This is a genomic window from Companilactobacillus crustorum JCM 15951, from assembly GCF_001434585.1.
GTDB classification, from domain to species: domain Bacteria; phylum Bacillota; class Bacilli; order Lactobacillales; family Lactobacillaceae; genus Companilactobacillus; species Companilactobacillus crustorum.
Genome location: NZ_AZDB01000004.1, coordinates 1 through 13559, shown reverse-complemented (window position 1 = coordinate 13559; position 13559 = coordinate 1). Strand labels below are relative to the sequence as shown.

The window sequence follows — 13559 nt, the reverse complement described above, 5'->3', positions numbered from 1 at the left end:
AAAACTCCTATAATTCTTCTAATGCTCTCTTGGCTGCCATTTGTTCAGCATGCTTTTTGCTATAACCTAAGCCCTTGGACAAAATCTTACCATTAGCAATTAATTCGACTTTGAATTTCTTATCATGATCGGGACCTTCTTCATCAATGACCTTATAGTCAATTTCTACTTCTCCCGACTGTTGTAACTTTTCTTGTAGGTGCGTCTTAAAATCAGTGTCTTCAGAAAATTCACCGGAATCAATATGAGGATAAACGACCTTCTTTAAAAAGTCATCAACGACTTCATTACCTTGATCCAAATATAAAGCACCATTAAAAGCCTCAAAGATATCTTCTAGTAAAGTATGTCTTTGACGAGCGCCTTGTTTTTCTTCGCCTTTACCAATCAAAAGATATTTATCAATATTAATCTCTTTAGCAAAACGGGCAAAACTGTCAGTTCTAACAATATCTGATCTCAAACGTGTCAGTTTACCTTCTGGTAAATCTGGATATTTTTCAAAGAGATATCTTGAAATATTAATTTCTAAAACCGCATCCCCCAAAAATTCCAAACGTTCGTAATCACCGATACCCAAACCTTTGTGTTCATTATCAAATGATGAGTGAGTCATTGCTCGCTCGACCAATCTTTTATCGTTAAACTTAATTCCATACTTTTCATCTAAAAATTCTAAGAACTTTGGATCTAACATAACGTGTCCCCTTTCCAATAATATTAATTATACTAAACTTTCATCCTAAATAATTATCAATAGAAAAAAATAAGACCCTCTGGCCTTATCTTTAATTGTTTATATTTTCTTCAACCATCAAAAAATTATTTTTGATGCGATGAAATGTAACTAACCGCTTCGCCAACGGTAGTAATTTTTTCAGCATCATCATCAGGAATTTCTGAGCCAAATTCATCTTCTAATTCCAATACAAATTCAACAAGGTCAATTGAATCTGCATCAAGGTCTTTAGCAAATGATGTTTCTTTAGTAATAGTTGAAGCATCTACTTCAAATTTATCGGCAATCAATGCCACGATTTTGTCAAAAACTTCTTGTTCTGTCATGGAGTTTCTCCCTTATTTTTCTGCACTCATTTTTTCAAAATATTTATTAGCTTTATTAATTGTATCATTTGCTAACATATCGTAAATTTGTTTAACCGTATAATAAACAGTCCGACTATCCGCAGCCCCGTGAGCTTTGATTACTGGTGACTTCAATCCAAGCAATACAGCTCCGCCGGCTTGCGACGTATCAAACATCTTCCGCATACCCTTTAGCGATGGAGCAACGATAGCTGCACCCATTTTAGTAAAGATACCATTATTTAGCAAGGCATCTTTTAATTGATGCAAAAGAATTGTTGCTGTACCCTCAGTTGCTTTCAAAGCGGCATTTCCAGTAAAACCATCCGTAACAATTACATCAGCTTTTCCAGCTAAAATATCACCTGATTCAATATTGCCAATAAAATTAATTCCTTCAGTACTCTTTAACAATTGATAAGCCTCTTTGTGAAGAGTATCTCCTTTATCATATTCTGTCCCATTATTTAACAAAGCCACTCTTGGCTGATCAATTTTTTTAACGTCATGTGCATAAATGGAGCCCATAACCGCCCATTGTTGTAGATAGGCTGGTTTAGCTTCAGCATTAGCTCCAACATCTAACATATTTACACCCAATGAGGAATTTTCTGCCGGTAAAGTAGGCATCAAAGCTGGACGTGATACTTGTTTGATACGACCTACAATAAAAATTCCTGCTGCCAATAAAGCTCCTGTATTTCCAAGTGAGAATAAAGCATCATTTTCACCATCTTTTACTGATTTAGCAGCTAAAACCATTGAGGCATCTTTTTTGGAACGAATTGCTTTGACTGGTTCATCGGTTCCTAAGATTTGCTCATCAGTCTGAACAATCGTAATTCTTTGATCATTCTTTAAATATTTTTTGATTTCTGTTTCTTTTCCGTAAAGCGTAAATTCTAAATCTTTCCATTCATCACGAGCGCGCTCTATTCCTTCAACAACTACTTGAGGAGCATTGTCGCCACCCATAGCATCAACAGCTATTTTCATGTTATTTCCCCACTAATCAAAATTATTTAATTGGTCATACTCATCATTAATAAATGACTTTAAAGCTTTAGTTTCCGGACTATTTAATAGTTTTTCATCATTAAACAGCCTTGAAGCTTCTTCTTGAGCCACTTCTAAAACATTAATGTCATTGATTGGATTACCTACTTTGAACTCTGGCAAACCAGACTGACGATTACCTAATAAATCACCAGCACCACGCATTTTCAGATCTTCTTCAGCCAAAACAAAACCATCATTAGTTGATGTCAAAATCTTCATTCGTTCAACTGCCGACTCATTTTTTGGATCTGAAATCAAAATACAATAAGATTGTTTATCGCCACGGCCAACACGACCACGTAATTGATGCAACTGCGATAGGCCAAAACGATTAGCATCATATATTACCATAACTGAAGCATTTGGTACATCAACTCCAACTTCAATAACAGTCGTTGAGACTAACACATCAATTTTTTTATCGCTGAATTGTTTCATAACATCTTCTTTTTGATCGTTAGGCATTTGTCCATGCAACAAACCAATTTGATATTTTTTGCCAAATAATTCTGTAAATTTATCATAAATCAATTCAGCATTTTTCAGATCCATCGTTTCTGATTCTGATATTAATGGTGTTACCACATAAACTTGTGAACCTGCAGCCAATTCCTTAGCAACAAACTGGTACATTTGCTCAACTTTTTGGCTTCTGATCCAATAGGTTTCAATTTTTTTACGCCCCGCTGGCAATTCGTCGATTCTTGAAACATCCATATCGCCGTATGTGGTAATTGCCAAAGTTCTTGGTATTGGCGTAGCAGTCATTGCTAAGACGTCTGGATTTGTACCCTTTTGGCGTAGAGCCTTTCGTTGATTAACTCCAAAACGATGCTGCTCATCAATTACAATAAAGCCTAAATCTTTAAAATTTACACTGTCCTGAATCAAAGCATGAGTTCCCACAACAATATTCGTTTTACCATTTTTTATATCGTCAGCAATGAAATCATGTTCTTTTTTCGTCAAAGAACCGGTTAGCAAAGCTGTTCGAATGTGCAACGGCGCTAACAACCTACTAATTTTATCAAAATGTTGTTGGGCTAAAATTTCCGTTGGTGCCATAATAGCCGCTTGATATCCAGCAGTTACAGCTGCCAACATTGCAATTACCGACACGATAGTTTTACCGGAACCTACATCACCTTGCAATAAACGATTCATATGGTGGGTTGACTTCATATCAGATAAAATTTCCTTAATCACTCGTGTTTGGGCTGCGGTTAAAGTAAACGGCAAACTTTGAACGAATTTATCAACAAATTCTTGATCATATTCCTCAGCAATCCCTACATTTTCTGATTCATCTTGGTGCTTAATACTCTGTAAACCACATTGAAATAAGAAAAATTCTCGAAATTTAGCACTGCGTCTAGCTTCATCGCTTTGTTCTTCGTCTTTAGGAAAATGAATCCCCGCAACTACTTGTTCATCATCCAGCAATTTATATTTAGTTCTTAAATACGCTGGCACAATCGTATCAATTTGATCATGATACTTTTCAAAGGCAGCTTTAATTAAATTGATCAGAGTTTTCTGGTGAATATTTTTATTAACTGAATATACAGAATCGACCGAATTATCGTGAACATCAATGACCTTTATTCCCATCATTGAACGACGGTTTTCATTCCATTTGCCATAAACAGCTACATCAGTACCCGTTTCAAATTTATCTTTCAACCATGGTTGATTGAAAAAAGTTATCATAACCGACTCATTGTCGATCATAATTCTAACATTCAAGCGCGTTTTTTTATAACCAAATCTGGAAACCACTGGCTCGCTAGCAACTATGCCCTTCAAAAGAATTTTCTCCTGATCGACAGCTTCATCTAGCGACTTGGCCTGCATATCCTCATAGCGAAAGGGAAAATAAAACAACAGATCATAGACATTATTTATTCCTAATGATTGCAAAGCTTCTAATTTTTTTGGACCTACTCCGGGCAATTGCGACAATGATTCTTTTCTAAGATCCATAATTTTCTCCTTTCTAAAAAGTTTTAAAAATCAAAAAAAGGCCATGACAAAACAAATCGTTTCGTCAATGCCTCCTTTTATTCAACTGAAATCAAATATGGATAAACCGGTTGGTCTCCTTGGTGAATTTCAGTTTCTAAGTCTGAATATTTATCATCGAGATAATCTGCAATCTTTTGGGCATCCTCTTTATTGCCTTGGGCACCAATCAAAATTGTAATAACTTCACTATCTTCGTCAATCATCTTATCAAGCATTTTTTCAGTACCATCAATAATGTCTTCATTATCAACTAAAATCTTGCCATCGACAATACCCATGTAATGACCCTTAGTAATCTTCAAACCATCGATCTCAGTGTCACGAATAGCCTGAGTAATTTGACCACTCTTAACAGTATCTAAGGAATCTTCCATATTAGCTTTGTTATCCTCTAGATCAGCCTCAGGGTTAAATGACAACATAGCTGTCATCCCTTGAGAGATAGTCTTTGAAGCTACAATAGCTACTGGAATATCAACTAAATCAACTGCTTGTTTAGCAGCCATTATGATATTGCCATTATTAGGCAAAATCAAAGCACGCTTAGCATTCGACTTATTAATAGCATCAACGATATCGTTCGTGGAAGGGTTCATAGTTTGACCACCACTGATAACGTGAGTAACACCTAAACTCTTAAATAAAGTAGTTAAACCAGCACCTGAAGAAACAGCAATCACTGCATAATCAATTGGTTCTTGCTTTTCATCTACTTTAGCAATCGTAGGCTCATCTTCATCTACAATTGTTTCGTGTTGAAGACGCATATTATCGATTTTAATCTTAGAAAGTGAGCCAAACTTTCTACCTTCTGCCCAAACTTTATAAGGGTAGTTAGTATGTACGTGAACTTTTACTACTTCGTCATCAGAAACTACGATTAATGAATCTCCAATTTTACTGAAGTACTCGCGCATCTTAGTATTGTCGAATTTTTCATCAGTCGTAGCATCTTTACCCATTTCAACCATCATTTCAGTACAGAAGCCATTTTTAATTTCGTCAGTGTTGAATTGGCCTTGAACGGATTGATGATGATTAGCATTAACCATTTCGGTCATATCACGTTCATCAGGAATGTATTCTTCATTTCCAGTCTGACCACCCAAACCTTCTAAGAAACCTTCGTAAATGAAAACAAGCCCTTGTCCACCAGAATCAACTACGCCAACTTCCTTCAAAACTGGTAATAATGAAGGTGTCTTCTCAAGTCCAACTTTAGCACCTTCAACGACAGCCTGCATAACCTCTAAAATGTCATTAGTACTTTCGACTTTCTTCATACCAGCTTCAGCACCATATCTAGCAACAGTTAAAATAGTTCCTTCAACTGGCTTCATAACGGCCTTGTAAGCTGTCTTAACACCATCATCGAAAGCCTTGGCTAAATCCATAGCTGTCAATGTATCTTTATCTTCAATACTCTTTGAAAAACCACGGAAAATTTGTGATGTGATAACACCCGAATTTCCACGTGCACCCATTAAAAGTCCCTTAGCGAGTGCCTTACCCAAAGTACCCACATGATCGCTCTCTGACTCATTAACAGCCTTAAAACCGCTTTGAATAGTTAAGCTCATATTCGTTCCGGTATCACCATCAGGAACCGGAAAGACGTTTAGTGAGTTTACAAACTTAGCATTTTTTTCAAGTCTGTGCGATGCAACACGCACCATATCTGAAAATTCTTTTTGTGTAATTAGTTCTTTGCTCAAAAGTTTCCCCTCCAACTAGCTTTACCTATTCAATATCATCCAGAACTTTTATTCCTTGAACATAAATATTAACAGTGCCAGCTGGTGTTCCAAGCATTGTTTCTAGGTTATATTTTACTTTTTCTTTTAAATTTTTTGCAACTTCAGAAATTTTAATTCCATATCCAACAATAATGTAGACATCAACGGCAAGTTTTCCATCTTCTTGATGAATTACTATACCTCTAGAAAAATCTTCACGATTCAAGATTGTATTCATACCATCGCGCAGTTGATTCTTACTTGCCATACCTACGATACCGTAGATATCAGAGGCAGCGCCACCAACAATTGTAGCAACCGTATTTGTTGAAACATCAATCTCGCCATGTTTTGTTTTAATTGTAACAGCCATTTCTGGATCCTCCTATTCTTGGACCTAAATGTATCATAAACAATAAAATTCTATCATAGCAACAATTCTAATTAAAGAATTAAACCCAATAAAACTATATTAATCCATAATTACTCTATTGATTTCAATTCTTAGTTATGGTAAATTAGTCAGGTGATATTTTAAAGAAAAAAACATGTAGCCAAAGGAGGTCGGTCCCATGGCAAAAGATATTATTACAGGCCGTAAAACAGTGTTCGGTAACAAACGTTCACACGCTCTTAACCAATCAAAGCGTTCTTGGAAGCCAAACTTGCAAAAAGTTCGTATTATGGTTGATGGTAAGCCTAAACGTGTATGGGTTTCAGCTAGAGCATTGAAATCAGGAAAAGTTACTCGTGTATAATTATCACTTAATTATTTAAAAAGGACTAGCAATTTAATTGTTGGTCCTTTTTATTTTACACTTTTATTTAATTTATATTATAAGGGGGGCTTATTAAATGGTCAAAATTATCATTGGCACTCACGACAATAAAGATGATCAATTAGCCCAAGCAGTAATTAGCGCCCAAGATGGCGATGTAATTGAATTATTGCCTGGAACTTATTTTTCACGCGAGAGCCCTTTTATCTGTACTATTCGCAAAAATATTTCTATTATCGGTAAAACTGATAATCGTCAAAATATAACACTCAATTGCAGTTTCATGATTGGTGCTAAAACTACCGTTATTTTTAAAAATTTAACTATCAATTATCCTGCTAATGATGAAAATACCCTTTCAGCTTATGATGATGCTAAAGTTTATGGCAACAACATTTTAATTGATCACTTAGCTTTAGACAGTTGGGATACTGTTTATGGGAAAAATGCTGCCTATTCTTTCAAAAATTCAAAAATATTAACTGGCGTTAAAACCAAAGCTGTAGGAATATCGCTCGACAATAGTCGCTTATTTGCTGACACGACTTCTATTCAACTGTTGTTTCAAAAAAATTCTCAGGCATTCTTAAGAGATTCAACAGTATCTCATGAACTTAAATTAAGACAAAATTCTAGTTTGAATTTTCGAAATTTAACAATTGCTCCTTCGACAAACCCGATTAAGAACAATCTAGTTGTGAAAAGTTCATCTTTATTTATGGGAGAAAATTTACGGTTCACTGCAGTAAATCCTCACGTGAGAATTTATCAAGCTCGCTTTAATGTCAAAAAATTCTATCCTTCATTAGATAAAATTCACTTTAAGTTTGATAGCACATCAAAAATTTTTCTCAACGGTAAGAAGAAAAATTGAAAAAATCAATTACGATATTGCTTAACTCTCAAACCAAAAATCCAGTATGACAACCTCCAAGATGGCTGCTATACTGGATTTTTTTAAGAAATATAGTACTAACTATTATTTTATATGCAATGAATCCAAACTATCAGCCAAATCTTTGATCAAATCTTTATCATCTTCAATTCCAACTGATAATCTGACTAATTGGTGTGTGATTCCCGCTTTTTGTTGCTCCTGAGGCGATAATTCCGCATGGGTCATCTTATATGGCAATTCAATTAAACTTTCTACTGCACCTAAACTAACCGCTAATTGAATCACCTTAGTTCCCTCAACAAATTTAGTAGTATCCAGGCCTTTTTGAAGCTCAAAAGAAACAATTCCTCCAAACCCATCAGTTTCTTGAGCTGCAATCTCATGATCCTTAGTACCTGCAATTCCAGGATAATAGATTTTAGCTATTTCTGAACGACTTTGTAAAAATTCAACTATCTTTTGAGCATTGCTAAGATGTCGGTCCATTCTGACTGCCAAAGTTTGAATACCACGACGAACCAGGTTAGAATCTTCTGGCGAAAGCGTGGAACCAATCGCATTTTGATTGAAATAAATCCTATCGGCTAAACTTTGATTTTTGGCCACGACCATACCAGCTATCACATCCGAATGACCGCTTAAATACTTAGTAGCCGAATGAATTACGATATCAGCGCCTAAGTCCAAAGGACGCTGCAAATATGGCGACAGGAACGTATTATCGACAATTGTCAATAAATGATGTTTCTGAGCCACTTCGGCTGTTTTTCGAACACTAGTTACGTGTAATAAAGGATTAGTAAAGCTTTCAAAATAAATGGCTTTAGTATTGGATCTAATTGCTGCTTCAATTTCAGCAGGATCTTGAGTATCAACAGCAGTAAATTGAATTTGCCAACGTTTAAAAAACTCATTAATAATTCTAAATGTTCCACCATAGATCTCTTTGCCAATAATCAAGTGATCTCCTGGTTTAAATATAGCTAAAACCGCATGAATTGCTGCTGAACCTGATGAGAAAGCAAAGCCACGATAACCATCTTCCAATTCAGATACTTGTTCTTCTAAATAATTTCTTGTTGGATTGCCTGAACGAGCATAATCATATTTAACTTTTGATTCTACCGACGGATAAATATAAGTCGATGAATTATAAATAGGTACATTCACAGCCCCAGTATTGTTATCATTTTGCGGTTGACCATGAACTAACTTGGTATTAAATTCCGTCATAATTGCCTCCAGTATTTACATTTTAATTCAGTTGTCTCATATGAAGCACATAATATCAATAAATTTATAATGGAAATTATTTGACTAACCCCTACTGCTAACTAGTAGACTATTTATATATTCATAAAGAGAGGGAGTAAAAATTAATGAGTAAAATTATTGCAGTAATGTCTAACGATGTTGAAGATATTGAATATACTTCTCCAGCTAAAGCTCTAACGGATGCTGGTAATGAGGTTACACTTGTTGGTGCCAAAGCTAAAGATAAACTTATTGGCAAACATGGTACAGAATTTACTACCGACAAAGGGATTGATGATATTAATGCCGATGATTACGACGCTTTATTGATACCTGGTGGTTTTTCACCTGACAATCTTCGTTCTGACGAGCGTTTCGTCGATTTAGCTAAGAAATTCTTACTTTCCGATAAAGCTGTTTTCTCAATTTGCCACGGTCCACAACTTCTAATTCAAACAGGACTTGTTAAGGGTAGAACTTTAACTTCATATCAAACTGTTCAAACTGATTTATACTATGCTGGTGGAATTGTCAAAGATGAACCGGTTGTTATTGACCGCCATCTTATCACTAGCCGTACACCGGATGATTTGGATGAGTTCAATAAGGCCATTGTTGACGAATTGGCTTAATTAAAAGTATTAAAATTTAGTAACTAAAAACACCTAATAATTTTTTCATTAGGTGTTTTTTTGTCGTTTGATATAAAAGACAGTAAATAATACTTTTTTTGATTGAACTGCTGTCTTCTTAATTCATTGTCATGCCACCAGTAACATTGATACCTTGTCCCGTCATATAATCCGACAGAGGACTAGCTAAAAATAAAACTACATTAGCGACATCTCGTGGCGTTCCAGTTCGACCTAAAGGAACTTGACTATTATCTTCCTTTTCAATGTCATCAGGCGATAATCCTCTAATCTTAGCACCATCTTTTCTTTCTCGATGTTTCATAGAGGTTTCAATAATGCCTGGACAAACAGTATTAACATTAATTTGATACTTGGCTACTTCAATTGCTAAAGTTTTTGTTAATCCCAAAACAGCATGTTTAGAAGCAACATAGGCTGACATTGCACGATAGCCATTTTTTCCTGCTTGGGAAGCAATTAAAATCACTTTGCCTGGACGTTTAGCAGCAACCATCAATGAAACAATATATTTGCTGACTAGATATGTACCTCGTGTATTGACCGAAACAGTTTTATCAAAATCAGCCGTCTTACTCTCGATCAAATAATCCATTGTTGAAATTCCCGCCACATTAATTAAAATATTGGGGATCAAGTTTTGATTTTTTAATTGAGTCGCTAAATTATGCACGCTGTCTTCATTTGAAAACCACCTGTAACTAAAACTACCTTATCTTCTAAAGCTGTGAATAAACTCATATTGTCCCTTCTTTGCTTTAAATTACATGACGCTCATAAGGATCATTGGAAATACCCTCTTCAAGGATTTTTTTAGACCATTCCTTAGCTGAAAACAATGAATGATCACGATAATTGCCACAGCTATATTTGTCAGTTCCTTGAACGTCTTTCCATTCGATCTTATTAGCAATATCATCCAATGCGCCCTTCAAAGCTTCAGCTACCTCAGTCGTTGAATGCTCGCCCCAAACGATTAAATGAAATCCAGTTCGACAGCCAAATGGTGAACAGTCGATCACGCCGTCTAAACGGTCTCTCAACAAACCGGCAAGCAAATGTTCAATTGTATGTAAACCTGCCGTTGGAATAGCATTTTCGTTTGGTTGAACTAATCTTAAATCATAGTTAGAAATCGTATCGCCTTTTGTTCCATGTTCCTCTGTAATCAAACGAACATATGGTGCTTTTACCTTTGTATGATCCAATGTAAAACTTTCAACTTTTGCCATAATTAAATATCTCCTCAAATTTATTTATTTTTTAAATACGTTAATGGTTTATTAACTTCAATTTTGGTTCCGAAATACTTTTTCTTGATGTATTTTTGAATTTCTTTATTGTGGTAGAGCTTAACTAATTTTTGATAATTAGTATTATTTTTATTCTTTGCAGCTGTGGCTAAAATATTAATATTATCTTTTGTACCTTGATCGACTTTTTCGTGGTAGATAGAATCGGTCAAAACATGTAAGCCGCTTTCCAAAGCAACAGTATTAGAAATTAATACAACAGGCACATCATTCAAAACTCGTGGTCCAGTGGTATCATCGATTTCTTTGAATTTTAAATTTTTAGGATTAGCGGTGATATCTTTAGTATTGCCCAAAGCGTTGAATCCTTTTTTCAAAGTAATCAATCCAGCCTTTTGTAGTAACAAAAGATCGCGGGACGTGTTAGCTGGGTTATTAGCAATCGCAACTGTCGTACCATTAGGAATATCCTTGAGACTCTTATATTTCTTAGAATAAATTCCTAAAGGCTCCAAATAAGTTGTCCCTAAAGCTATCAATTTTCCATTTGGATTTTGTTTGTTGTAAGCCTGATAATATGACCACGATTGAAAAGCATTCACATCCACTTGACCTTGACTAGTAGCATTATTTAATTGGGCACCGTCGGTAATTTCCTTAGTTTTAATTTTCAATCCTAATTTTTTAGCTTGCGAACTCTTAGCTATATGTTCCCAGATATCTAAATCTGATCCTTGCGAACCAACAATAATTGTATCGTTCTGCGATGCTTTGGCTTTATTGCCACATCCTACTAAAAGGATAATCGACAAAGCTAAAATAACAGTTAAAAATACTTGCTTGCCTCTTCTCAATTTTGATTCCTCCTCAAATTAACAATGAATCTAAATATTTTTAGGTTGGTGCATTCCAAAAATCAAACATCAAAAGCCTCCTCATTTTTAAAACTTACTTTTTAATTAGATTATTTTTTATGCTACGTGGTAATTTCTTAAAACATTTAATAAAAGAAAAGTAAAACTATCATTGCTGATTAGAATAAGTTGTTCTAAGCTTTTACCCTTCTGCTGGTTATTCCAAAACTCTTAAAAGGACTCAAGGAGAATAAAGATATCGTAAAAAAGGGATATCTGAACGACAATTAGTCGTTCGGATAAGTTGCTCTAAGCGTAAACGCTAAGAGCAACTAAAAAATCGTCCCTACATGTACAGACTTTATCTGCAATGTAGGGACGATTACCGTGGTACCACCCTAATTTATACTTTGCTTGCACAAAATACCTCAACGACACTAACATGTCCGGGATGATATCGCATCCTTGCGTACCTTTGGCTTTCACCTAGGTAAGACTCCAAGCTCATCTTCGGTCAATGTTCGTTCCGTCTTTTCACTAGCCGACGGTCACTCTGCAAACTAATAATTAATCTACTCTTCTCTTCAACGTCTAATTAAATTAAATAAGTTTTAATTGTTTGATTGCTGATTAATTTACTCCTGTTATTTATTACTGTCAATATCATTTATAAAAAAAGTTGTTTTCATAAAAATAAATCTCAATTTACGAGCAAAAATTTAAAGAAAATTTATTGATAAAAGAATATAATTATTAATTTAGGAGGAATCGAATAATGCCTAAAATTTTCAAACCAAAAAAGGTCGAATTAACTGAGTTATTTTACGATTTAGTCTTTGTCTATGCCATTTCTAAATTGACTGGTTTACTAAGTCATATTCCTGAAAACTCATCATTTTTACAGCAGTTAATTATTTTTTCTATTATTATGATCGTCTTCATCAACACTTGGATGATCGAAACCGTTTTTACTAATCGTTATAGTCAAAATTCCATTGAAAATATTATTTTCTTTATGGTAGATATGGGGATTGTTCTCTTTATGTCTAATAATCTTGATGGTTCAGTCACAAATTGGTTTCATCCCTTTACTTTAGCTGCCGCTCTCCTATCAGGAACTTTAGTTTTACAATATGCCTTAGTTCATTGGCGAACTAATAAAATGATTGATAAGAATTTAACCAAACTATTTATTTATATTCTTTCGTTAAGAACCGGATTGCTTTTGGTAGGAGCCTTGCTTCCGTTTAAAATTGGTTTAATAATAGCTTTGATTGGCGTTATTTCTAGTTGGATATTACCAGGGATTTATACTAAAAAAATGACTAACCGAGCTATTAATTTTCCACATCTTTTAGAAAGATTAACTGCTCTAATTATCATCAGTTTTGGTGAAACTATTGTCGATATTGCGGACTACTTCAAAATTTCAGAGTTTACTCCTTACTCAATTTTAATTTTTTTAATTATCTGTTCTCTTTTTATGACTTATATTACTCAATTTGATCATTTTATTGATGAAACTAAATCCAACGAAACAGGAAATAGATTAATCTATTTACATTATCCAATTCTTTTTGGAATTAGTTTGATTACAGTTTCATTAGATTTTATTCATGAAAATGAATTTTCTAAAACATCTGCCAGCACAATTCTATTTATAGGACTAATGCTCTTTTATCTCGGTATCTTTTTAGCTGATTTTTACAATAAAAATAATATTCAAAAGAAAAATTATGTTAAATTATACTTTAGCTTTTCCACATTAATAAACTTAATTCTCTGTTTATCATTTCCATCATTTCATGCCATAGTAATAATTACCGCTTTAGTAACTGTCTCTAATTCAGTGGTTTTATCAGAAAGTATGATTCAGCAAACTCATCTTTAAAATAAATATAAAAAGACCAATATAGTAATCATTTAAAATGATTGAAGTGCAATAAAAAAGTTAGACATTTT

General features: G+C 34.4%; 13 protein-coding genes and 1 pseudogene. 4 read left to right on the top strand and 10 right to left on the bottom strand.

The annotated features are described in order from the left end of the window. Positions 1-7: 7 nt before the first annotated feature. The 6 genes from rnc to FD26_RS01870 all read right to left on the bottom strand — a co-directional run bounded on the left by rnc (position 8) and on the right by FD26_RS01870 (position 6279). On the bottom strand, positions 8-697 hold the full coding sequence (rnc, locus tag FD26_RS01895) for a ribonuclease III (RefSeq protein WP_057866746.1): 690 nt from the start codon (positions 695-697) through the stop codon (positions 8-10). 125 nt (positions 698-822) lie between these two features. Next, on the bottom strand, positions 823-1065 hold the full coding sequence (gene acpP / locus FD26_RS01890) for an acyl carrier protein (RefSeq protein ID WP_057866745.1): 243 nt from the start codon (positions 1063-1065) through the stop codon (positions 823-825). A gap of 12 nt (positions 1066-1077) precedes the next feature. Continuing rightward, entirely contained in the window at positions 1078-2082 is a 1005-nt protein-coding gene (gene plsX, locus FD26_RS01885) for a phosphate acyltransferase PlsX (protein WP_057866744.1), read from the bottom strand. Positions 2083-2094: 12 nt separating this feature from the next. Further along, positions 2095-4128, bottom strand: coding sequence for an ATP-dependent DNA helicase RecG (gene recG, locus FD26_RS01880; protein ID WP_057866743.1), 2034 nt, complete (start codon positions 4126-4128; stop codon positions 2095-2097). 77 nt (positions 4129-4205) lie between these two features. Further along, positions 4206-5846 carry a DAK2 domain-containing protein gene (locus tag FD26_RS01875; protein WP_057866831.1) on the bottom strand — a complete coding sequence of 547 codons (1641 nt, stop codon included), beginning with the start codon at positions 5844-5846 and terminating at the stop codon, positions 4206-4208. Positions 5847-5910: 64 nt separating this feature from the next. Continuing rightward, on the bottom strand, positions 5911-6279 hold the full coding sequence (locus tag FD26_RS01870; RefSeq protein ID WP_057866742.1) for an Asp23/Gls24 family envelope stress response protein: 369 nt from the start codon (positions 6277-6279) through the stop codon (positions 5911-5913). A gap of 199 nt (positions 6280-6478) precedes the next feature. Here FD26_RS01870 and rpmB point away from each other — a divergent pair, with 199 nt between their 5' ends. Continuing rightward, a complete protein-coding gene (gene rpmB / locus FD26_RS01865; protein ID WP_010019437.1) occupies positions 6479-6664 on the top strand; it encodes a 50S ribosomal protein L28 in 186 nt (61 codons plus the stop codon). A gap of 97 nt (positions 6665-6761) precedes the next feature. Beyond that, positions 6762-7559, top strand: a complete 798-nt coding sequence (locus FD26_RS01860; protein WP_057866741.1) for a hypothetical protein — start codon at positions 6762-6764, stop codon at positions 7557-7559. Positions 7560-7664: 105 nt separating this feature from the next. Here FD26_RS01860 and FD26_RS01855 read toward each other — a convergent pair whose 3' ends face one another. Next, complete coding sequence (locus tag FD26_RS01855) at positions 7665-8816, bottom strand: trans-sulfuration enzyme family protein (protein ID WP_057866740.1); 1152 nt, start codon at positions 8814-8816, stop codon at positions 7665-7667. Positions 8817-8962: 146 nt separating this feature from the next. On the opposite strand from FD26_RS01855, the gene FD26_RS01850 reads away from it, so the two are divergent. Continuing rightward, on the top strand, positions 8963-9469 hold the full coding sequence (locus FD26_RS01850) for a type 1 glutamine amidotransferase domain-containing protein (RefSeq protein ID WP_057866739.1): 507 nt from the start codon (positions 8963-8965) through the stop codon (positions 9467-9469). Between the two features lie 118 nt (positions 9470-9587). Here the strand turns inward: FD26_RS01850 and FD26_RS01845 are convergent. The 3 genes and pseudogenes from FD26_RS01845 to FD26_RS01835 form a co-directional block, all read right to left on the bottom strand. Beyond that, positions 9588-10166, bottom strand: a pseudogene (locus FD26_RS01845) (SDR family oxidoreductase); the annotation flags it as partial. A gap of 82 nt (positions 10167-10248) precedes the next feature. After that, positions 10249-10722, bottom strand: a complete 474-nt coding sequence (locus FD26_RS01840; protein WP_057866738.1) for an S-ribosylhomocysteine lyase — start codon at positions 10720-10722, stop codon at positions 10249-10251. A 20-nt stretch (positions 10723-10742) separates the two neighbouring features. Continuing rightward, the gene (locus FD26_RS01835) at positions 10743-11555 is read right to left on the bottom strand and encodes a MetQ/NlpA family ABC transporter substrate-binding protein (RefSeq protein WP_232230857.1); all 813 of its coding nucleotides are present in this window, start codon (positions 11553-11555) and stop codon (positions 10743-10745) included. Positions 11556-12372: 817 nt separating this feature from the next. Here FD26_RS01835 and FD26_RS01830 point away from each other — a divergent pair. Then, positions 12373-13488 carry a low temperature requirement protein A gene (locus FD26_RS01830; protein WP_057866736.1) on the top strand — a complete coding sequence of 372 codons (1116 nt, stop codon included), beginning with the start codon at positions 12373-12375 and terminating at the stop codon, positions 13486-13488. The last annotated feature ends 71 nt before the right edge of the window (positions 13489-13559 follow it).

Excerpts from the sequence above, each read along its gene's own strand:
- rnc (WP_057866746.1), bottom strand. The coding sequence starts at position 697 with ATGTTAGATCCAAAGTTCTTAGAATTTTTAGATGAAAAGTATGGAATT.
- acpP (WP_057866745.1), bottom strand. The coding sequence starts at position 1,065 with ATGACAGAACAAGAAGTTTTTGACAAAATCGTGGCATTGATTGCCGAT.
- plsX (WP_057866744.1), bottom strand. The coding sequence starts at position 2,082 with ATGAAAATAGCTGTTGATGCTATGGGTGGCGACAATGCTCCTCAAGTA.
- recG (WP_057866743.1), bottom strand. The coding sequence starts at position 4,128 with ATGGATCTTAGAAAAGAATCATTGTCGCAATTGCCCGGAGTAGGTCCA.
- FD26_RS01875 (WP_057866831.1), bottom strand. The coding sequence starts at position 5,846 with ATGGTGCGTGTTGCATCGCACAGACTTGAAAAAAATGCTAAGTTTGTA.
- FD26_RS01870 (WP_057866742.1), bottom strand. The coding sequence starts at position 6,279 with ATGGCTGTTACAATTAAAACAAAACATGGCGAGATTGATGTTTCAACA.
- rpmB (WP_010019437.1), top strand. The coding sequence starts at position 6,479 with ATGGCAAAAGATATTATTACAGGCCGTAAAACAGTGTTCGGTAACAAA.
- FD26_RS01860 (WP_057866741.1), top strand. The coding sequence starts at position 6,762 with ATGGTCAAAATTATCATTGGCACTCACGACAATAAAGATGATCAATTA.
- FD26_RS01855 (WP_057866740.1), bottom strand. The coding sequence starts at position 8,816 with ATGACGGAATTTAATACCAAGTTAGTTCATGGTCAACCGCAAAATGAT.
- FD26_RS01850 (WP_057866739.1), top strand. The coding sequence starts at position 8,963 with ATGAGTAAAATTATTGCAGTAATGTCTAACGATGTTGAAGATATTGAA.
- FD26_RS01840 (WP_057866738.1), bottom strand. The coding sequence starts at position 10,722 with ATGGCAAAAGTTGAAAGTTTTACATTGGATCATACAAAGGTAAAAGCA.
- FD26_RS01830 (WP_057866736.1), top strand. The coding sequence starts at position 12,373 with ATGCCTAAAATTTTCAAACCAAAAAAGGTCGAATTAACTGAGTTATTT.